The 21,165-nt window shown below is 68.9% G+C and carries 17 protein-coding genes; 6 read left to right on the forward strand and 11 right to left on the reverse strand.

Annotated elements, in window-relative coordinates; translation table 11 throughout:
- Nucleotides 1–4: 4 nt before the first annotated feature.
- The 6 genes from hutI to wecB all read right to left on the reverse strand — a co-directional run bounded on the left by hutI (nt 5) and on the right by wecB (nt 7,294).
- Nucleotides 5–1,228 carry an imidazolonepropionase gene (gene hutI / locus HZI36_RS09890; RefSeq protein WP_179402470.1) on the reverse strand — a complete coding sequence of 408 codons (1,224 nt, stop codon included), beginning with the start codon at nt 1,226–1,228 and terminating at the stop codon, nt 5–7.
- A 37-nt stretch (nt 1,229–1,265) separates the two neighbouring features.
- Nucleotides 1,266–1,928 carry a HutD/Ves family protein gene (locus HZI36_RS09895; RefSeq protein WP_179402471.1) on the reverse strand — a complete coding sequence of 221 codons (663 nt, stop codon included), beginning with the start codon at nt 1,926–1,928 and terminating at the stop codon, nt 1,266–1,268.
- Between the two features lie 3 nt (nt 1,929–1,931).
- Nucleotides 1,932–3,620, reverse strand: a complete 1,689-nt coding sequence (hutU, locus tag HZI36_RS09900) for a urocanate hydratase (protein WP_179402472.1) — start codon at nt 3,618–3,620, stop codon at nt 1,932–1,934.
- Nucleotides 3,621–3,659: 39 nt separating this feature from the next.
- The gene (gene hutC / locus HZI36_RS09905) at nt 3,660–4,355 is read right to left on the reverse strand and encodes a histidine utilization transcriptional repressor HutC (protein WP_179402473.1); all 696 of its coding nucleotides are present in this window, start codon (nt 4,353–4,355) and stop codon (nt 3,660–3,662) included.
- Between the two features lie 4 nt (nt 4,356–4,359).
- The gene (gene hutH / locus HZI36_RS09910) at nt 4,360–5,886 is read right to left on the reverse strand and encodes a histidine ammonia-lyase (RefSeq protein ID WP_179402474.1); all 1,527 of its coding nucleotides are present in this window, start codon (nt 5,884–5,886) and stop codon (nt 4,360–4,362) included.
- 190 nt (nt 5,887–6,076) lie between these two features.
- A complete protein-coding gene (wecB, locus tag HZI36_RS09915; RefSeq protein ID WP_179402475.1) occupies nt 6,077–7,294 on the reverse strand; it encodes a non-hydrolyzing UDP-N-acetylglucosamine 2-epimerase in 1,218 nt (405 codons plus the stop codon).
- Between the two features lie 1,125 nt (nt 7,295–8,419).
- On the opposite strand from wecB, the gene HZI36_RS09920 reads away from it, so the two are divergent.
- From HZI36_RS09920 to HZI36_RS09940, 5 genes are all read left to right on the forward strand, one after another.
- A complete protein-coding gene (locus HZI36_RS09920) occupies nt 8,420–10,102 on the forward strand; it encodes a glycosyltransferase family 2 protein (protein ID WP_425485215.1) in 1,683 nt (560 codons plus the stop codon).
- Nucleotides 10,099–11,106, forward strand: coding sequence for a bactofilin family protein (locus tag HZI36_RS09925; RefSeq protein ID WP_179402476.1), 1,008 nt, complete (start codon nt 10,099–10,101; stop codon nt 11,104–11,106). The genes HZI36_RS09920 and HZI36_RS09925 overlap by 4 nt, the downstream gene beginning before the upstream one ends.
- Before the next feature lie 10 nt (nt 11,107–11,116).
- On the forward strand, nt 11,117–12,196 hold the full coding sequence (locus HZI36_RS09930; RefSeq protein ID WP_179402477.1) for a YaiO family outer membrane beta-barrel protein: 1,080 nt from the start codon (nt 11,117–11,119) through the stop codon (nt 12,194–12,196).
- 17 nt (nt 12,197–12,213) lie between these two features.
- Nucleotides 12,214–12,975, forward strand: coding sequence for a hypothetical protein (locus tag HZI36_RS09935; RefSeq protein WP_179402478.1), 762 nt, complete (start codon nt 12,214–12,216; stop codon nt 12,973–12,975).
- Nucleotides 12,976–13,075: 100 nt separating this feature from the next.
- Complete coding sequence (locus HZI36_RS09940; protein ID WP_425485216.1) at nt 13,076–14,230, forward strand: hypothetical protein; 1,155 nt, start codon at nt 13,076–13,078, stop codon at nt 14,228–14,230.
- A gap of 43 nt (nt 14,231–14,273) precedes the next feature.
- On the opposite strand, the gene HZI36_RS09945 is transcribed toward HZI36_RS09940, so the two are convergent.
- Both HZI36_RS09945 and HZI36_RS09950 read right to left on the reverse strand, forming a co-directional pair.
- Nucleotides 14,274–15,311, reverse strand: coding sequence for a porin (locus tag HZI36_RS09945; protein ID WP_179402480.1), 1,038 nt, complete (start codon nt 15,309–15,311; stop codon nt 14,274–14,276).
- A 71-nt stretch (nt 15,312–15,382) separates the two neighbouring features.
- On the reverse strand, nt 15,383–16,687 hold the full coding sequence (locus HZI36_RS09950; RefSeq protein WP_179402481.1) for an MFS transporter: 1,305 nt from the start codon (nt 16,685–16,687) through the stop codon (nt 15,383–15,385).
- 214 nt (nt 16,688–16,901) lie between these two features.
- On the opposite strand from HZI36_RS09950, the gene HZI36_RS09955 reads away from it, so the two are divergent.
- A complete protein-coding gene (locus tag HZI36_RS09955) occupies nt 16,902–17,819 on the forward strand; it encodes a LysR substrate-binding domain-containing protein (RefSeq protein ID WP_179402482.1) in 918 nt (305 codons plus the stop codon).
- 55 nt (nt 17,820–17,874) lie between these two features.
- Here HZI36_RS09955 and HZI36_RS09960 read toward each other — a convergent pair whose 3' ends face one another.
- The 3 genes from HZI36_RS09960 to HZI36_RS09970 form a co-directional block, all read right to left on the reverse strand.
- Nucleotides 17,875–18,234 (reverse strand): cupin domain-containing protein, encoded by a 360-nt coding sequence (locus HZI36_RS09960; RefSeq protein WP_179402483.1) that lies wholly within the window; start codon nt 18,232–18,234, stop codon nt 17,875–17,877.
- A gap of 41 nt (nt 18,235–18,275) precedes the next feature.
- Nucleotides 18,276–19,577 carry an NAD(P)/FAD-dependent oxidoreductase gene (locus HZI36_RS09965; RefSeq protein WP_179402515.1) on the reverse strand — a complete coding sequence of 434 codons (1,302 nt, stop codon included), beginning with the start codon at nt 19,575–19,577 and terminating at the stop codon, nt 18,276–18,278.
- Between the two features lie 96 nt (nt 19,578–19,673).
- On the reverse strand, nt 19,674–21,122 hold the full coding sequence (locus HZI36_RS09970) for an APC family permease (protein WP_179402484.1): 1,449 nt from the start codon (nt 21,120–21,122) through the stop codon (nt 19,674–19,676).
- Nucleotides 21,123–21,165 lie beyond the last annotated feature (43 nt).

Below are 21,165 nucleotides of genomic sequence, written 5' to 3' on the forward strand. Positions count from 1 at the left end.
TCCATCATCCGTTCGTCCGGCTGAATACGGTCGCACCGCCGCGCACGACCCGCTCGCACAGCGGCCGGCCGATCCAGTACGCGAGCTCCGCGAGCGACGCAACGTTCCACACCGCGAAATCCGCCTGACGGCCGACTTCGAGCGCGCCGTGACGGTCCGCGCGGCCGATCGCCGCGGCCGCGTGGCGCGTGACGCCCTGCAGCACTTCGGGCACCGTCATCCGGAACAGCGTGCACGCGAAATTCATCGTCAGCAGCAGCGACGCGAGCGGCGACGTGCCCGGGTTGTGATCGGTCGCGAGCGCGATCGGCACCTGGTGCTTGCGCAGCAGGTCGAGCGGCGGCAGCTGCGTCTCGCGGATGAAGTAGTACGCGCCCGGCAGCAGCACCGCGACGGTCCCGCTCGCCTTCATCGCCTCGATGCCCGCTTCGTCCAGAAATTCGAGATGGTCGGCCGACAGCGCGCGATAGCGCGCGGCGAGCGCGGTGCCGCCCGCGTTCGACAGCTGCTCCGCGTGCAGCTTTACCGGCAGCCCGCGGCGCGTCGCCGCGTCGAACACACGCTCGGTCTGCGCGAGCGAGAAGCCGATCCGCTCGCAGAACACGTCGACCGCGTCGACGAGCCCTTCATCCGCGAGCGTCGGCAGCATCCGCTCGCAGACTTCGTCGATATACGCGTCCGCGCGGCCCGCGAATTCGGGCGGCAGCGCGTGCGCGCCGAGGAACGTCGTGTAGACCGTCACCGGGAAGCGTTCGCCGAGCTGCCGCGCGACGCGCAGCATCTTGCGCTCGCTTTCGAGGTCGAGCCCGTAGCCCGACTTGATCTCGATCGCCGTCACGCCTTCGGCGAGCAGCGGCTCGAGGCGCGCGGCGGCCTGCGCGAACAGCGTCGCCTCGTCGGCGCCGCGCGTCGCGCGCACCGTCGACACGATCCCGCCGCCCTGCCGCGCGATCTCCTCATAGCTGACGCCCGCCAGACGCTGCGCGAACTCGTCCGCGCGCTGGCCGCCGTACACGAGGTGCGTATGGCAGTCGACGAGGCCCGGCGTGACCCATGCGCCGCCGACGTCTTCGCGCGCCCAGTGCGCATAGTCGCCCGGCAGCGCGCCGAGCGCGCCGAGCCAGACGATTTCGCCGGTTTCGTCGACCGCGATCGCCGCGTCGTCGATCGTCTCGTCGGGATGGCCGTGCGGACACAGCCTAAGGTGATGCCAAACAGTCGGTTTCATGCGTTTTTCAATGTGTTCGGTGCGACGCTCGCCGCGCTTACGCGGCGCCGTTCACGTTCACGTCGAGCGACACTGCGATCAGCGCGCCGTCGCCGCTCACCACGACGTCGAATGCGTGCCGCAGCTCGTCGAGCCGCAGCGTGTCCATCTCCGCGAGCTCGATGGCCGGCCCGCCGTCGAGCGACACCGTGACCGTGCGCTGCGCGCAGAACAGCAGCATCGTATCGGCGCGCGCCGCGCGATGCGTGCCCGCGCGCCAGAACGACAACGCGCCGCGCGTGGTCGCGCGGCGCGTCATCAGATTGAAGTCGCGCGTCGGGCCGTCCGCGAGCGTCGCGTCGATCGCGGTCTCGCCCGCGAAATCCGCGCGCGCGAGCGGCACGTCGAGCACGTGGCGCGCGCCGCCCGCTTCATGCAACGTCATCCCGGCGCCGGACAGCAGCACCAGCGTGCGGTCGACGCCGTCGAAGCGCGAGAACGCGCCCGGCTGCGCGACGTCCGCGACGCTGACGCGCCACGCGAACGTGTCGAGCGCCGCACCCGGCGGCGCCCCGGCGGACGTCCCCTTCGGGACGAACGCCGCGAGCTCGCGCGTCACGCCGCCGCCGTTCTTCCACGGCGACGCGACGAGCGATGCCGCACGGATCGGCGTCGCGCTCCGGTACGGCGCACGCGCCGCGGTCGATTGCAGCGCGTCCATCGCTCAGCGGCCGAGCATCGGCAGCTTCAGGCCCGCTTCGCGCGCGGTCTGCTGCGCGAGCTCGTAGCCGGCGTCCGCATGACGCATCACGCCCGTCGCCGGGTCGTTCAGCAGCACGCGGCCGAGGCGCGCATGCGCTTCATCGGTGCCGTCGGCGACGATCACGACGCCCGAGTGCTGCGAGAAGCCCATCCCGACGCCGCCGCCGTGATGCAGCGACACCCACGACGCGCCGCCCGCGGTGTTCAGCAGCGCGTTCAGCAGCGGCCAGTCGCTGACGGCGTCCGAGCCGTCCTTCATCGATTCCGTCTCGCGGTTCGGGCTCGCGACCGAGCCGGTGTCGAGGTGATCGCGGCCGATCACGATCGGCGCCTTCAGCTCGCCGTTCTTGACCATCTCGTTGAACGCCTGGCCGAGGCGATAGCGATCCTTCACGCCGACCCAGCAGATCCGCGCGGGCAGGCCCTGGAACGCGATGCGCTCGCGCGCCATGTCGAGCCAGTTGTGCAGGTGCGGATCGTCGGGGATCAGCTCCTTCACCTTCTGGTCGGTCTTGTAGATGTCTTCCGGATCGCCGGACAGCGCGACCCAGCGGAACGGGCCCTTGCCTTCGCAGAACAGCGGCCGGATGTACGCCGGCACGAAGCCCGGGAAGTCGAACGCATTCTCGACGCCCATTTCCAGCGCCATCTGGCGGATGTTGTTGCCGTAGTCGAGCGTCGCCGCGCCGCGCTCTTGCAGCGTCAGCATCGCGCGCACCTGCACGGCCATCGACTTCTTCGCCGGATGCACGATGCCCTGCGGATCGACCTTCTGCGTCTCGCGCCATTGCGCGACGGACCAGCCCTGCGGCAGGTAGCCGTTGATCGGGTCGTGCGCGCTCGTCTGGTCGGTCACGCAATCCGGCGTGATGCCGCGCTCGACGCACTCGGTGAACACGTCGGCCGCGTTGCCGAGCAGGCCGATCGACACCGGCTTGCCGGTGCGCTTCGCTTCCTCGATCATCGCGAGCGCCTCGTCGAGCGTCGTCGCCTTCTTGTCGACGTAGCGCGTCTTCAGGCGGAAGTCGATGCGGGTTTCGTCACATTCGACCGCGATCATCGAGAAGCCGGCCATCGTCGCCGCGAGCGGCTGCGCGCCGCCCATGCCGCCCAGGCCGCCCGTCAGGATCCAGCGGCCCGACGGGTCGCCGTTGAAGTGCTGGTTCGCGACCGAGAAGAACGTCTCGTACGTGCCCTGCACGATCCCCTGGCTGCCGATGTAGATCCAGCTGCCGGCCGTCATCTGGCCGTACATCATCAGGCCCTTGCGGTCGAGCTCGTTGAAGTGGTCCCAGGTCGCCCAGTGCGGCACCAGGTTCGAGTTCGCGATCAGCACGCGCGGCGCATCCTTGTGCGTGCGGAACACACCGACCGGCTTGCCCGACTGCACGAGCAGCGTCTCGTCTTCGCCGAGGTCCTTCAGCGACGCGAGGATCTGGTCGTAGCACTCCCAGTTGCGCGCCGCGCGGCCGATGCCGCCGTACACGACGAGCGAATGCGGATGCTCGGCGACTTCCGGATCCAGGTTGTTCTGGATCATCCGGTACGCGGCTTCCGCGAGCCAGGTCTTGCAGACTTTCTCGTTGCCGCGCGGCGCGTGGATCGTGCGGGTCGGGTCGAGACGGGGGTCGATGTGTTTCGGATGGTTCATGACGGCTGCTCCGAGAGGAATGTGAAAGTTCGATTGAATTCAGAAATGCCCGGTGAAGCGATAACGGCTGCCGGGATGCCACAAATTCGCCACCGAGGCGACGACGCCCTGCGACCAGGTGCGCCGATGTAGAACGAGACACGGCTCGACGTCGTCCATCCGAAGCTGTTCGCGCATCGCCCGTTCGGGCGCGGCCGCTTCGATCCGGTACTCGACGCGCTGCAGCGGAGCCGCGCGCATCAGGTACTGGTTCGGCGTCGTGTTCGTGAAATCCTGGCCGGCGTAATCCGGCGCGACCGCCGGATTCACCCACCGCTCTTCGAGCTGCACCGGCTCGTCGTTTTCAAAGTGCAGCATCTGCGAGTGAAACAGCGGCGAACGCACCGCGACCTGCATCTCGTCGGCGAGCGCGTCGTCCGCGAGGATCGACTCGAGGCCGAGCACCCGCGCATGATGCGTGTGCCCGCGCCCCGCGACTTCCTCGGAGATGCTGCGGATCGCCACCAGGGTCGACTCGTATTTCGGCCGTGCGACGAACGTGCCCGCGCCCTTCTGCCGCGTGAGCACCTGCTCGGCCGTCAACTCGCGCAGCGCGCGGTTGACGGTCATTCGCGCGACGCTGAATTCGCGCGCGAGCTCGTTCTCGGACGGTACCTGGTCGCCCTCCGCCCATTCTCCGGCGTGGATGCGAGCCAGGATGAAATCCTTGATCTCCTGGTAGACCGGTGCGTTCATCGCGTTACTGTTCCGACGCGAACGAGAACGGGCTCAGCTTCGCGAACGCGCGTTCGGCGACCAGTTCCGCGACCGCGGCGATGTCCGGTGCGAAGTAGTGGTCGACCGCATAGTGATCGACCTTGCCGCGAACCGTCTTCACCGCTTCGGCGAGCGACGGGCTCGTCTTGACCGGGCCGCGCAGATCGACGCCTTGCGCTGCGGCGAGCAGTTCGATCGCGAGGATGTTCTTCACGTTGTCGGCGATGTCGCCGAGCTTGCGCGCGGCGAACGTCGCCATCGACACGTGGTCTTCCTGGTTCGCGGACGTCGGCAGCGAATCGACCGAAGCCGGATGCGCGAGCGTCTTGTTTTCCGATGCCAGCGCGGCAGCCGTCACGTGAGCGATCATGAAGCCCGAATTCACGCCGCCGTCCTTCACGAGGAACGGGGGCAGGCCGCCCGACATCGACGAGTCGATCAACAGCGCGATACGGCGTTCGGAAATCGCGCCGATTTCCGAGGCGGCGATCGCGAGGTTGTCCGCCGCGAATGCGACCGGCTCGGCGTGGAAGTTACCGCCCGAGATCACTTCGCCGGTGTCCGGGAAAATCAGCGGGTTATCCGACACGGCGTTCGCTTCGATCAGCAGCACGTCGGCCGCGTGACGCATCTGGTCGAGAACCGCGCCCATCACCTGCGGCTGGCAGCGCAGGCAGTACGGATCCTGCACCTTGCCGCAGTCGGGGTGCGACACGACGATTTCCGAGCCTTCGAGCAGCGTGCGGTACGACGCGGCCGCGTCGATCTGGCCTTGATGGCCACGCAGCGCGTGAATGCGCGCGTCGAACGGCGCCGACGAGCCCGCGCCCGCGTCGACCGACAGCGCGCCCACGACGAGCGCGGTGCGGTACAGGTCTTCGATCGCGAACATGTTGTCGAGTGCCAGCGCCGTCGATGCCTGCGTGCCGTTCAGCAGCGCGAGGCCTTCCTTCGCCTGCAGCGACATCGGCTCGAGGCCCGCTGCGCGCAGACCGTCGATCGCGCTTGCGCGCTCGCCGCGGATGAATACTTCACCGTAGCCGAGCAGCACGGCCGACATGTGCGCGAGCGGCGACAGGTCGCCCGATGCGCCGACCGAGCCCTTCACCGGGATCAGCGGCAGCACGTCCGCGTTGAACAGCGTGATCAGCGCCTGCATCACTTCGCGGCGGATGCCCGAGTGGCCGCGGCCGAGGCTCGACAGTTTCAGCGCGATCAGCAGGCGCACCGTCGTGAGCTTCATCGGCTCGCCCACGCCGACCGAGTGCGACAGCACCAGGTTCTTCTGCAGCAGTTCGAGCTGCTCGCGCGGGATGTGCGTGCTGGCCAGACGGCCGAAGCCCGTGTTGATGCCGTATGCCGGCTCGCCCTTCGCGGTGATGTCGGCGACAGTCTTCGACGCTGCGTCGATCTGCGCGAAGCTGGCGGGGTCGAGCGTGAGCTTGACCTGCTCGCGCGCGATCCGGCGCAGTTGCGGGAGGGTCAAATGGCCAGGGGTAAGCGTAATCATATGGGCATCCTGTCTATACAAGTTCGGAATGGATGCAGTGTAGCGATCCCAACTTGTATAGACAAGCTATTTCGCCGGATTTTCGGCTCGGGACTTACCCTGATGTCGCGAATGGCCCGCCGGCCGCCGGCCGCCGAGCGCCGAGCGGCGCGCGGGGTGGTGCGCGCAGTGGTGCGCGCGGTGGTGCGCATCAAGCCTGGCGCAACGCGTGCAGCCCGAGCGCGAGCGCGTTGTGCGGGATCTCCGCCGCGCCCATCGAGAACCGGATCGCGGCCTGCTCGACCGGCTCGCGCTCGAGCAGCGCGTCCGCGATCCGCTCGCTCGCATGGCCGTCGCCGTATGGATTGCTCGCGTGCGACATCTCGTCGTATGCGCACTCGTTCTCCATCAGCCGCGATGCCTCGCGCACGATCCGCTCGGTGTCGGTGCCGACGAGCCGCGCGGTGCCGGCCCGGATCGCCTCGGGCCGCTCGGTCGTGTCGCGCGTGACGAGCACCGGCTTGCCGAGCGCCGGCCCCTCCTCCTGGATGCCGCCCGAATCGGTGATGATGAAATGCGCGCGCGACATCAGGAAGACGAACGACAGGTACGTCTGCGGCTCGATCAGATGCACGTTGCGCAGCCCGTCGAGCCGCAGGTGCGCGGGCCCGCGCACGTTCGGGTTCATGTGCAGCGGATAGACGAACTGCACGTCGCGATAGCGCAGCGCGAGCGTGCGCAGCGCTTCGCAGAAGTGCGCGAACGGCTCGCCGAAGCTCTCGCGGCGGTGTCCGGTGATCAGCACGACGCGGCTCGCCGGATCGAGGAACGGAAAATGCGCGGCCGCGTCGCGCAGCAGCGCCGCGTCGGTGTCGAGCATCCGCCGCACGTCCTGCAGCGCGTCGATCACCGTGTTGCCGGTCAACACGACGCTGCCGCTCGCGACACCCTCGCTGAACAGGTTGTGGCACGCCTGCTCGGTCGGCGCGAAGTGCCACGACGACACCGTGTCCGTCACGCGCCGGTTCAGCTCCTCCGGCCACGGCGACCAGATGTCGCCGCTGCGCAGCCCCGCCTCGACGTGCCCGACCGGCAGATAGCGGTAGAACGCCGCGAGGCTCACCGCGAGCGTCGTCGTCGTGTCGCCGTGCACGAGCACGACGTCCGGCTTCAGGTCGTCGAACACCGTGCCGATCTCGTGCAGGATGCCGGTCGTCACGTCGGTGAGCGTCTGGCTCTGCCGCATCAGGTTCAGATCGTAGTCGGGCACGATGTCGAACAGCGTCAGTACCTGATCGAGCATCTCGCGATGCTGCGCGGTCACGCAGACCTTCACGTCCGCCGCGGCGCGCGTGCGCAGCATGCGCACGAGCGGCGCCATCTTGATCGCCTCCGGACGCGTTCCGAACACCAGAAGAATCTTCTTCATAGGGCCTTCCCATTCACTTCGTCGGATTCGGCCGGCCAAGTGGCCGGCCCGCGTCGCGGCCAACACGGACGCGTCGCGACAAACAACGGCACGGCGACACGGCGGCCACGCGATGCGCGAGCGTCCGGCGACGGACGCATGCGGGCGCGCGCATCGGCCGCGGCGGCGGTCCGGCGGCGTATCGGGAGAGCGTCATGCGTTTTTCCTCGTAGGATCGGTGGTCGCCGCCGGCACGCAACATCGCATCGCGCGCCGATGCGGCGGACGCCGGCAAGCGATGCGCCGGCGTGCTCATCTCTGCAATATTCACTCCACCGGTGTCGCAACACGGCACGGCCTCGCGCGCCGCGCGCCGCGCCGGCGGCGCGCAGCGCGAACGGGGTCAAGAACGTTTCGTTGCTGCTACGGTCAGCTTACGAATTTCTTTCTTGGCGAAAATGCCGGGTGCCACGGGCGACCCGCCACGGGTGACCGCACGCGGGCGGTCCCGATCCCGGCCCGCCCGCGCCGGGATCGGGACCGTGCATCGCGCCCGCGCGGACGGCGCACGACGCACGCGATGCCCCCCGGACTTTCCCCTACGCCCGCGGGGCCGGCCCCGCGGGCGGCCGCGCGTGGCGGAAACGTTGCGTCGCTGTAACGCGGCCGGCCGCGCACGTCGCAACATCGCTCGTCCGACGAAAAAACCCGTGCTTTTCGACGGACGAATCGCGTCGTCCGACGATTCGCGACACGCGTGCAACGTCGCGCGGACGCACGCGCGCCAGCCACTTCGACACGCGCCGCGCTCGCGATGCGCGCGCGATCCGTTTTTCGCACCGCCGGTGATTCGCCGCTGAATCAAAACATCACGCCAGCGCAACCGCGCCGCGCGAGCGCGTTCGCACACGCCTTGCGGCGCGGGGCGTTCCGGCCGATGGCTCGGCGCTTGCTTCGACTGAGGACGATCGCTTCGACTCGGGCGCAGACAAGTTCGCGGGGACGATCGATGCAGCACAACCGGGAGACGATGCAACCGGTCGACGGCCCGCGTGCCTCCGGGCCCGCCGGACGCGCCGTCTCTCCTTGATATCCGCGCGGCGCCCACAGCATCCGGGGCGCGGAGCGGACACCGGGGAACGCAAGATGAAGCACGGTCGGATGACATCGTTTTGCTTCAGGGGGATCGGACTGCTGTTCGCGATCGTCTGCCTGTCGGGCCTGCGCAATACGGGCGCGCGCGCGGCAGAGGATCCGTTCGCGTCTCCGGTCTGCTCGGCCGCGAACGCCGGCGCGCAAACGCCGTCGCTCGTGCGCGACGCGTCGGCCGCGCCCGTCGCGGCGGCGTCCGTCGACGTGATGCGCGTATCGGTGATGCGCGTGTCGGCGATGCGCGTGTCGGCGATGCCCGTGTCGGCGATGCCCTCGTCGGTGATGCGCGTATCGGCGATGCCCGACGCCGAGATGACCGCCGTGACGATGCCCACCGAAGCGCCGCCGGTCCCGGCCATGCCCGCCGAAGGGCCGCCGGCCCCGCGCGGCCCCGCGATCCTGCTCGCCATCTGCGCGGCCTATCTGTGGCTGATCACGTTGCTGACCTGCACGTACGCGGCGCGCCACTACGTGTTCAGCATCGACCGCCTGTTCAAGCCGCAGTACGCGCCGTACCGCGCGATCACGCACGGCGAGTGGCCGCAGTTGACGGTGTTCGTCGCCGCGCACAACGAGGAGGCGGTCGTCACCGACTGCCTGATGGCGCTGCTCGCGACCACGTATCCGCACCACCGGCTCACGATCATCCCCGTCAACGACCGCTCGACAGACGGCACGCGCGCGCTGATCGACCGCGTGCAGGCGCTCGCGCCCGCGCTCGTGAAGCCGTTCCACCGCGAAGGCGGCAAGCCCGGCAAGGCGGCCGCGCTGAAGGACGCGCTGCAGTACATCGAGGGCGACATCATGCTCGTGTTCGACGCGGACTACCTGCCGCGCCCCGGGCTGCTGAAGGAGCTCGTCGCGCCGTTCTTCGATCCGGAGGTCGGCGCGGTGATGGGCCGCGTGGTTCCGCAGAACGCGGACCGCAACCTGCTCGCGCGGCTGCTCGATCTCGAGCGCTCGGGCGGCTACCAGGTCGACCAGCAGGCGCGCCACAACCTCGGCCTCGTGCCGCAGTACGGCGGCACCGTCGGCGGGATCCGCAAGAGCGCGCTCGACGCGGTCGGCGGCTGGCGCGACGACACGCTCGCCGAGGACACCGATCTCACGTACCGGCTGCTGCTCGGCGACTGGCGCACCGTGTACCTGAACCATGCGGAATGCTACGAGGAAGTGCCCGAGCGCTGGTCGGTGCGCGCGCGCCAGCTCGCGCGCTGGGCGAAGGGCCACAACCAGGCGCTGCTGCGCTACCTGATCCCGCTACTGCGCAATCCGCTCGTGTCGCGCCGCTGCCGGCTCGACGGCGCGCTGCTGCTCGGCGTGTTCGTGATGCCCGCGCTGCTCGCGCTCGCGTGGCCGATCGCGCTCGCGCTGTATTTGATGAACGGCGTGAACTCGACCGCGCTCGGGCTGCTCGTGTCGCTGCTCGCGCTGTTCGCGTACGGCACGTTCGGCAACTTCGGCGTGTTCTTCGAGATCGTCGTCGCGGTGCGCCTCGACGGCCGCGCGCGGCGCCTGCGGCTCGTGCCGGTCAACGTCGTCGGCTTCTGCGTGACGATCGCGGCCGTCGTCTCGTCGCTGTGGGGCCTCGCGCTCGACGCGCTGCTGCGCCGCGAGCTGAAGTGGGACAAGACCGAGCGCTTCCGCCGCCAGCTCAAACCGGGGCACGGACGATGACGACGCTCTCCGTGCTCGCGCCCGTCGTCGGCGTGCTGAGCCTGCCGTTCCTGCCGATGCTGCACGAGCTGCTCCGGCGCAGCGACGTCGACGCGCTGCCGATCGGCGACGGCCCGTTCGTCGATCACGCGCTGCTCGCGTCGTGCTGGCTCGACGCGCTACGCGGCCGCGGTAATGACGGCGACAGCGACGGCAACCGCAACGGTAGCGACGCCGCGCCATGGCGAGCGCTCGGCCTCGCGGTCCGGCACGACGACGCGATCGTCGCCGCGCGCGACGCGCGTCACGACGCGGTGCTCTACGCGGACCGCACGATCGAGATCGATGCGGGCGCGACGGTCGCGTACGCGTTCGCCGAGGAGCGGATCGCCATCCGGGCCGGCGCGTCCGTGACGGGAATCGCGCACGCGCCGTGCATCGACGTCGACGACGCGCGGCTCGACGGCGTCGTGGTCGGCCGCACCGTCACCGTGCGCGGCGCATGCACGTTCGCGTGCGTGTACGGCGAGCCGGTCGCGTTCGGCGATGACGGCGAGCGCTCGCCGCCGCGCGCCGCCCCGCCCGCGCCGCGCCGCGCGCTGTCGCTCGCGCGCCGCTTCGCAGGCGTGCCGCACCGCTTCGTGCACGGCCGCTATCTGCTGCACGACGACGTGCATCTGCCCGAGCACACGACGCTGCACGGCAACCTGATCGTCGACGGCACGCTCGTGCTCGGCGAAGGCTGCGCACTGCGCGGCAGCGTGAAGGCGAAGCGCGTCGTGCTCGAGCACGGCGCGACGCTGCACGGTTCGGCGATCGCGCACGACGACGTGCTGCTCGACGAAGCGAGCGCGATCGACGGTGTCGTATCGGCGGGGGGGCTGCTGCGCGTGACCGGCGCGCGGATCGGCGTCGCGGGGCATCCGGTCAGCGCCTGCGGGCGCGACGTGTCGGTCTCCGGCCACGCATGCGTGCACGGCGATCTCGTCGCGTGGCGCAGCGGCCGCTATCACGCAACGTGTTGAGGAGCGCTTCATGTCCGAATCCAGGTTCGCGCTCGGCGCGCTCACGCCCGCCGCACTGCTCGCCGTTCTATGCGGCGTCGCCTTCGCGCCGCCACGCGCGCTCGCCGGCGAGATGCCGGGCGATGCGGCTTCCGCCTCGTCCGCCGCATCCGCCGTCGCTGCGCCACGCATCGCCATGCCTGCCGCCCAGGGCAACGCCGCGGCCGACGCGCCGCCGTCGCCCGACACGGTGATCGTCCCGCGCCCGCTCGACGACACGCGCTTCGTGCGGATTCCCGCGGACGGGGTGCCCGACGCCCTGTCGCTCGCCGAAGCGACGCCTGACGAGCCGACCGCGCCGCTGCAGCCGGAGGCGGCCGCCGTGCACGCGCTCGCGCCTGCCGCGCCGCACATGGAGCTATCGCTCGGGTACGAGGGCGCGCACCTGACGAACGGCTATGGCGACTGGTACGGCATGCATCTGCGCGGCCTGTATCAGGCGAACGGCCGCACGTTCCTCGGCGAGCTCGCGGAGCTGCACCGCTTCGGCGAGAACACGCAGCTCGGCGCGATCACGTACCTGCAGGATCTCGGCCCCGACTGGTTCACGGGCATCGGCTTTGGCGGCACGACGCGCGGCACGATCCTGCCGAGCGCGCGCGTCGACGTGTCGATCAACCGCAAGCTGCTCGCCGACCGCTCGCTCATCGCGTCGCTCGGCGCCGGCTATGCGTGGAGCCGCAGCGGGCACCGCGACCAGCTCTATCACGCGGGCCTGATCTGGTATGCGATTCCGAAGTGGATCTTCGAGGCGGGCATGAACTACATCGTCGATTCACCGGGCTCGGTCAAGGCGCCCCAGTATTACGCGGCCGTCACGTATGGCGAGGTCGGCAAGAGCCTGATCGTCGTGCGCGGCGGGATCGGCCGCGAGGCGTACCAGGTCACCGGCGCCGGCACGCAGATCGCCGATTTCCGCAGCCACGAGGTCTCGGCGAAATGGCGCTACTGGATCACGAAGCAGTGGAGCGCGCAGGTCGAGCTCGACTACTACCACAACCCGTACTACTCGCGGTACGGCGGCGAAGTCGGCGTGACCTATCAATGGTAGCGGCCCGGACGAACCCGATGGACCCGCGCTACGCCCCATCCGACACCGACCGCTCGCTGCGCATCCATGCGGATCCGCGGCAGTGGCTCGCGTCGATCGCCGTGCTGACGCCGACGCTGTACGGCGCGCTGTGGCTCGCGCTGCCGCACATCTGGCGCTACTGGTACGACGTGCTCGACTGGGGCGCGCACCGCCTCGATCCATCGCTCGCCGCGATCGTGATCCGCTACCCGGCGGACTCGCCACGCGTGCCGCTGCTGTCGATCAGTCTCGAGACGCGCCTGCCCGGCCCGTCGCTGATCGCCGGGACGGCCGCGTGCTGCCTCGCCGCGTTCGCCGCGACGTTCGTGCGCCAGGCGCACTGGCTGCCGGGCGCGTATCTGCTGCGGATCGCGAGCGCCGCGCAACTCGTCGTCTGCGTGTATTTCTGGCTCGCGGGCAGCGCGTTTCCGTACCGGGCGACGTTGCATCTGCGTGACATGTTCGTGCTGAATGCGTCGGCGATCGCACTGATTCCGCTCGTGATGGCCGCGCTCTACTATCCGCTGGACTTCACGTTCGCGCAGAAGGCGGCCGCGTCCGCGCTCGTGCTCGGCTACTTCGTCGCGGCGCTGCCGTTCGTGCTGCTGCTGCATGCGCTCGTCATCCACGCCGGCTCGGTGCTGTGGCTGCCGTTCTGCTATTTCGTGCTCGGCGCGCCGCTGATGATCGGCCTGCTCGTCGCGCTCTACACGTACTGCGCGAGCTGGCCCGGCGCACTGACCGAGCGCGCGCGATGACGCCCGCCGCGATCGTGCGCGGGCAGCGGATGCGCGGCGGCGCCATTCGGTGCCTATTGCGGAGGTTGCAATCGTGAATCTGTCCGGTTTCGCGAATCTCATGAGCGTCGTGCGCGTCTTGCGCGTCTTGCGCGAATCTCCGCGCGGCATCCGCCACACTCGCTGCGTTCGCTGCATCCGCCGCACTCGCTGCATTCGCCCGATATGCCGCGCGATCGCCGCGGCCTGTTTCGCGCTCGCCTGCGCCGCGTCACCCGTGCGCGCCGGCGAGCTCGATCTGTCGCCGCTCTACCAGCGCGGCGACGGCGCGATCACGGTGCGTCTGCACGGAACCGGAATCGATCCGTACTTCGCGGCGAAGGCGCTGCTCGGCGCCGAGGATGCTCAGCTCGACGCGACGCGCGCCGCACGCGCGTGGATCGCGTGGCTGCTGCCGCGCCAGCGCGCGGACGGCGGCTTCGACCGCTTCTGCGCGAAAGGCGGCCAGTACGCGTCGTGCGCGGGCGCCGACGCGGACGATTCGATGGTGGCCACGTGGATCGAGCTGCTCGTGCGCTTCGCGCCCGCCAACGGCCTGCCGGCCGACTGGTCGAACAGCCTCGCGCGCGCCGACGCGCATCTCGAGGCGCTGCTCGATGCGAAGAGCGGCGTCTATCAGATCTCGTCGACGCAGCACGTCGCGCTGCTGATGGACAACGTCGAGGTGCACAGCGCGCTCCAGGCGGCCGCCGCGTACTACGTGCGCCACGGCAATCCCGAGCGCGCAACCGTCTGGCGCCGCCGCGCGGACCGGCTCGCGGCCGCGATCGTGCGCGTGTTCTGGCGCGGCTCGCGCGACGGCTTTCGCGCGAGCACGCAGGAGATCGGCGACGCGAGCTTCTATCCGTCGAAGGTCGCGCAGATTTTCCCGGTGCTGTCCGGGATCCGCGCGCCCGGCGAGTCGAACGCCGCGCGCTACACGCAGTGGATGCGCGCAAACGGTCCGACGTGGCTGCAGCTCGCGTCGAGCGACTACCCGTGGGGGCTGATCGCGCTCGTCGCGTTGCGGATGAATGACTGGGACACGGTCGCGTGCTGGCACGCGCGGTCCGCGCCGTACCGGCACGGCGCGCACTGGAACGTGCTCGAGGAGGCGCTGTATCTCTCGTTCGAGAGCCGGCTCGCCGATCCGGTCGCGCCGACGCGCTGCGACTTCACGTCGGTGATCGCGAGCGAGCCGGCGGCGCAGCCGGTTTCCGGGGCCCCGACGCGTTGAAACGCGTCGAGGTCCGGTGCGGCGCGTCGGCGTTCTTGCCGCGTCAGAACCGATGCTGAATGCCGACCGACATCCCGACCTGGCTCTTGCCCAGCTGCCCGACGTTCGTATAGCCGTTGACCCCGAACGCGCTGCCGCCCGAGTTGTTGTAGTAGCCGACGTTCGCATAGAGGATCGAACGCAACGACAGCCGGTACTGGGCCGTCGCCTCCGCGAACGTCGGATGGCCCGGCGCCTGCTGGAACCGGTAGTGGCCGACTTCGCCGATCAACGACAGCGCGGACGTCGCGTTCCACTTCGTCGCGGCCCAGTACACGGAGCCGACCGGCGTCAGATGCAGGTCGCCGGTGATGCGCGCCATCCCGCCCGACACCATCACCGGCCCGAAGTCGTAGCGCGCGGCGACGCTCCAGCGCTGATCGACGAGCCCCGACTGGTCGACGGCCCCGACCGAGCCGTTCGTGCGCTCGTACGACGCGCTCGCGCCGAACCCGCCGCTCAGATACTCGAGCCCCGCGCCGACGTAGCGCCCCGCCGACGCGTTGCCCGGCAGTTGCTGCCCGAAGCCGTACATCGCCTCCGCGCTGAAGCCCGCGTACTCGTTCGACTTGAACTTGACCGAGTTGTTGACGCGCTGCGTCTGCACCGGAATCAGGTTCAGCGACAGGATCGAGTACGCGCCGAACAGCGTCGGATCGTAGAACAGCGTCTTGTCGAACTGCACGCTGTACTGGCGGCCGAGCGTCAGCGTGCCGACCGTGCTCGACGACAGCCCGACCCACGCGGAGCGATTGAACTCGACGCCCGGGCTCGAGAACGAGCCGTCGTTCGCGTTGAAGCCGTTCTCGAGCATGAACAGCGCCTTCATCCCGCCGCCGAGGTCTTCCGTGCCCTTCAGCCCCCAGCGCGACGGCAGCCACTTGCCGGACAGCAGCGCGTTCTGCGCCTGCCCCGCCGCGTTCGCGTTGGTCAGATGCTCGAAGCCCATGTCGACGACGCCATACAGCGTCACGCTGCTCTGCGCATGCGCGGCCGTGCCGGACAGGCCCGCCAATGCCGCTGCGATCACCGCTTTCTTCATATCTCCATCCCGATTCGTAGTTAGATTTTGAACAGCTACCGATGACGACGCTTCAGTTCCGGCCGGCCGCGTCAGCCGTCGATCCCCGAGCGGTCGGTCGTGAACGCGAGCGCGACGAGCGACAGCACACCGCAGACGATTACGTACCAGGCGGGCGCGGACGCGCGGCCGGTCGCGCCGATCATCCAGGTCACGATGAACTGCGCGAACCCACCGAAAATCGACACGCCGCCCGCATACGCGAGCGACAGCGCGGTCGCGCGCGTGCTCGTCGGAAACAGCTCGGCGAGCAGCACGCCGTTCGAGCCCGCGTTCACCGAATGCACGGCGGCGAGCACGCCGACGACCGTGCAGAGCATCGCGACCGACGGCCACGCGAGGATCAGCAGGAAACCCGGCAGCACCAGCACGGTCAGCAGCAGGCGCGTCCAGAACGCGACCGCGCGGCGCGAATAGCGGTCGGTCAGGATCCCGCCGATCGGCGACGCGACGAACATCACCGCGCCCGCGATGACGCCGCTCCACAGCGCGGTATCCATCGGCAGGTGCAGCGTCCTGATCGCGTACGTCGACATGTAATAGATGACGATGAAGTGCGCGGACGTGCCGCCGATCACGAGGCACAGCGCGGTCAGCACCGCGCGGCCGTCGCGGCGCAGCACGGTGCCGAGCGGCGCGCTCGCGCGCTTCGCGTTTTCCGCGCGCTCGCTTTCGCCGAAGCGCGAACGCAGATAGAGGCCGATCGGCGCGATCAGCACGCCGGCGAGAAACGGCACGCGCCAGCCCCACGACTGCAGCGCGCTGTCGCTCAGGTAGTGCGACAGCACGAAGCCGACCAGCGAGCCCGCGAGCGCGGCCGCACCCTGGCTCGCGAACTGCCAGCTCGTGTAGTACCCGCGCCGCCCCTGCGGCGCGCGCTCGGCGAGCATCGACGTCGACACGCCGACTTCGCCGCCCGCGGAGAAACCCTGAAGCAGGCGCGCGAGCACGACGAGCACCGGCGCGAGCATGCCGATCTGCGCGTAGGTCGGCATCAGGCCGATCATCGCGGTGCCGGCCGCCATCGACGCGAGCGTCAGGTTCATCGCCGGCACGCGCCCGAAGCGATCCGCGATCATGCCGATCACGACGCCGCCGATCGGCCGCGCGACGAAGCCGACGCCGAACGTGCCGACCGACAGCAGCAACTGCTGCTGCGCGGACGCCGCCGGAAAGAACAGCTTGCCGAGCAGCACCGCGAAGAAGCTGTAGACGGTCAGATCGAAGAACTCGAGACCGTTGCCGATCGTGATCGCGAAGATGAGCTGCCGGTTCGACGGCGCCGCGCGCGACGACACGCGGTGGCCGTACAGGGCTTCGGCCTGGGTTGCCTTCATGGGAACATGTCTCCGTAACTGTGCGTAGTGCGATGTTTTTTTGTCGATGGTCGATGCGTATGCATCGAAGTGCATCGCCAGCATAGGCAATCAAAATAAGCACGCGCCGCGACTTTTTTCGATCGCGATAACGTCCGGTTATCGCTGATGCCGAACGCGGCGGTGTAGCATACGAGCGTCCCCCCAACACGCCTTCGACACCTCATCGTTCGCCGTGAAATACCATCAGCTCCGGGCGTTAGCCGCCATTGCCGAACACGGCAGCCTGCGCGCCGCCGCGCGCTCGATCCATCTGTCCCAGCCCGCGCTGACGAAGGCGATGCGCGAGCTCGAGCAGGATCTCGGCGTGCCGCTCGTCGTGCGCAGCGCGCGCGGCGCGCAGCTCACGCGCTTCGGCGAAACGGTTTATGCGCGGGCAAAGCTGATCCTCGCCGAAATGCAGCGCGTGCGCGACGACGTGCAACAGTTGTCCGGCGGAATGGAAGGCAGCGTCGCATGCGCGCTGACGCCGCTGATGGCGCTCGGCTTCCTGCCGGGCGCGCTCGATGCGTTCAGAAAGCGGATGCCGAGCATCCGGCTCGACATCCGCGAAGGATTTCTCGATACCGCGCTGCCACGGCTGCGCGACGGCACGCTCGACTTCGTCGTCGCGGTGATCGATTCAGAGTACGAACCGTTCGAATTCACGTTCCGGCCGCTGTTGAAATCCGAGCTGATCCTCGTCACGCGCGCGAGCAACCCGCTGCACGCCGCCGGCTCGATCGCCGAGCTGCAGCACGCGCAGTGGGTGCTCAACACGTCGCCGGACAGCATCGGCCGGATGCTGCAGAAGTTCTTCGTCGCGCAGGGCTACCACGCGCCGGAGCCGATCGTCGAGTGCACGTCGTTTACGGCCGCGTTCTCGTTATCGGTCCATACGGATACGATCTCGTGCGTGCCCAAGGGCTTTCTCGACGTCGACTGGATCCGCGAGCGCATGGTCGAAATTCCGGTGCGCGAAGCGATTCCGGCGGTGTCGGTCGGCATCCTGACACGACGCGACGCACTGAACACGGCCGCGTGCGACTATCTGATCCACTGCTTCGTCGAAGCGGTGCGGCAGGACAGCAAGGCCGACCTGCTCTGGTCGTAGCGGCGCGGCCGCGTGCTTCGCGTGCGCCGCGTGCACCGCGTGCATTAAGCGCGCTTCAGGCGACCGCCATGTAATGCTTGACGAAGCGCTCGCTCTGGATGTCCCACGCGATCGGCGTGCCCTTCTCGATGAACCAGCCGTCGCCGGCCTTGTAGTGCACCGCCTCGCCGGTCGTGCGATTGAGCAGCGTACACTCGCCTTCGACGACCGTCGCATGCTCGCTGAACGGATAGACCATCTCGAACTTGCCCTTCGTGCAGGCGAAGTAGCCGGCGCTGACCGGCGACGTCGGCGTGCCGAAGTGCACGTGGCCGGATGCCTTCGCTTCGCCTTCCGTGATCGTCGAGCCGAGATCGGCGACCGTGCCCCACGAGTCGAGCTGCGGCAACGCCGCGCCTGCCTTGATGCTGTGCATAGAGTTCTCCTTGCGTTGAAAAATTGTCGAATCGCGCACGCTCAGCGGCGCCCCTTCCAGAAGCCGCTCAGCTGGTTCCACGCCTTGCCGCCCGTCGTCATCACCGCGCGCAGCCGGTCCTTCGCGAAAATGTTCACGTGCGGGATCGAGCTCAGCAGGTCGTAGCGCGTGGAGCCTTCGTTCATCCCCTCCGCGAGCACCTTGCAGACGATGTGGCTCGGCGTCACGCCGAAGCCCGCGTACGCCTGCACGTAGAACACGTTCGGCCGGCCGGTCAGCGTGCCGATCTGCGGGAACAGGTTCGCGCCGCAGCACAGCGGCCCGCCCCACGCCATGTCGATCTTCACGTCCTTCAGGTACGGGAACACCTTCAGCATCAGGTCGCGGTTCCACGCCTTCAGGTCGGACGGAATGTAGTCGACGAGCGCGGTCGCGCTGCCGAACAGCAGGCGGTTCTCGTTCGTCACGCGGTAGTAGTCGATGATCGGGCGGATGTCGCTGTACGCGCCGCGAATCGGGCTGATCCGCTCGATCAGTTCGTCGGGCAGCGGCTCCGTGCAGAGCTGGAACGCGTACGTGTTGACCGTGCGCTTGTAGATCTCCGGCTCGAGCCCGTTCAGGAAACCGTTGCACGCCCACAGCATCTTCTGCGCACGCACCGAGCCCATCGCGGTGCGCACGGTCACGCGCTCGCCGCCGTACTCGACGTCGACCACCGCGCTGTTCTCGAAGATCCGCGCGCCGTAGCCGGTCAGCGCCTTCGCCTCGCCGAGCAGCAGATTCAGCGAATGCACGTGCCCACCGCCCATGTGCAGCAGCGCGCTGCCGTACACGTCGGAGCCGACGACCTGCCGCACGTCGCCGCCGGTCAACAGGCGCACGTCGACGTCCGGATCGACCGCGCGGAAGCTCTTCTCCCATTCGCGCAGCGTGCTCTCCTGGCGCTTGTTGAAGCCGAGATACGCGTAGCCATTGCGGAAGTCCGCGTCGATCCCGTACTTCGCGATCCGGTCGCGGATGATGCCCGCGCCGAGGTTGCTGATCCGGAAGATTTCCTCGATCCCCTGCGGGCCAACGTGCTTCTCGATCGCATCGAGGTCGTGGCCGATGCCGGCCATGATCTGCCCGCCGTTGCGGCCAGTGCCGCCGTAGCCGAGATGGCGCCCTTCGAGCACGACGATGTTCGTGACCCCCTGCTCGGCCAGTTCGAGCGCGGTGTTGATCCCGGAGAAGCCGCCGCCGACCACGACGACGTCCGCGTCGATGTCAACGGCCAGCGCCGGGAACCGCAAGTCGTACTTCTTCGTTGCCGAGTAGTAGTTCAGTGAATCGAGCTTGTTCATTTCCACGATGAATTCCTGCCTGAGTGATGCGTACGATGCGTGCCTGATACGTGTCCGATGCGTGTCCGATGCGTGCCTGATTCGTGCCCGATGCGTTCAGAGCTTCGAGCTGCCGAGCCGGTCGAACGCGCGCGGATCGCGCCGCCTGAGCCGCGCGGCCGCGATCACGCCGACGATCGCGAACACGGGCAGCAGCGCGGTCAGCGCATACGACAGTCCCGCGCTCGCGCCGGTGAGCACCGGAAAGTTGACGACCGCGAGCACGAGCACCACGGCGAGCGCGACGCCCGCCACGAGCGGCAGCGCGCGCACGCGCCACGCGCCGTCTTCGCGCGTGCCGTGCCGGCCGAAGAAGCGGAACACCGCGGCCGACGACAGCGCCATCAGCGCGATGATGCAGAGCGTCGCGACGTTCGTGAGCCACGAGAACAGCGTGAGCACCGGGTCCGCATGCGCGGCGATGAACGCGACGACGACGACCGCCGCGATACCGCTCTGCCACAGCGAGCCGACGTGCGGGCTGCTGTGCGCCGGATGGGTGCGGCCGAGCGATGCCGGCAGCAGCCCTTCGCGGCCCGAAGCGAAGAAGTAGCGCGACGCGGAGTTATGGAACGCGAGCAGCCCCGCATACACGCTCGTGATGAACAGCACGCTCATCGCGGCGGTCAGCGTGCCGTTCGCGTAATGGTCGGACAACGAATAGAGGAACGTCGTCGGATCGGACAGCGCGGCGAGCGTCTTCACGATCTGCGCGCTGCCCGCGCCGATCACCATGCACCAGACCGAGAACGCGTAGAAGCCGCCGATCAGCAACACCGAGATATACGTCGCGAGCGGCACCGTGCGCTTCGGATCCTTCGCTTCCTCGCTGTAGATCGTCGTCGCCTCGAAGCCGATGAAGCTCGCGAAGCAGAACAGGAAGCCGATCGCCGGCGTGCCGCCGAGGAACACGCGCGGCGTGAACGACGACGCGTCGATTCCGTGTGCGCCGCCCGTCTTCAGGATCGCGACGTCGAGGATCAGCACGACCACGTACTCGCCCATCACGAGGATCGACAGCACCTTCGCGGACAGGTCGATCTGCCGGTAGCCGAGCACCGCGATGCTCGCCATCGCGACGAGCGAGCAGACCCACCACGGCACCGCGACACCCGCGTGCGCGCCGAGAAACCCGGACGCGACCGCGCCGAACATCCCGTACAGGCCGATCTGCATCGTGTTGTAGCCGAGCAGCGCGAGCAGCGCGGCGGCGCCACCGGCCGAGCCGCCGAGGCCGCGCGCGGTGAACGCGTAGAAGCCACCCGCGTTCGTGATGTGGCGCGCCATAGCGGTATAGCCGGCCGCGAACGCGAGCAGGATCACGACGGTCGCGACGAGCAGCGCGGGCGTGCCCGCGCCGTTGCCGAGCATGATCCCGATCGGGAAGCCGCCCGCGATCGCGACGAGCGGCCCCGCCGCCGAGATGACGAAGAAGACGATGAAGCCGAGGCCGAGCGCATCCTTGCGCAGCTCGGTCGACGGCGAGGGTTCTACCGCAACGTTCATGGGGCTCGCTCCAGTTCCGGTTTCCGGCAGGCGTTCTGACTGC

Origin of the sequence: Burkholderia guangdongensis, from assembly GCF_013403875.1 — a bacterium.
Lineage (GTDB): Bacteria > Pseudomonadota > Gammaproteobacteria > Burkholderiales > Burkholderiaceae > Burkholderia > Burkholderia guangdongensis.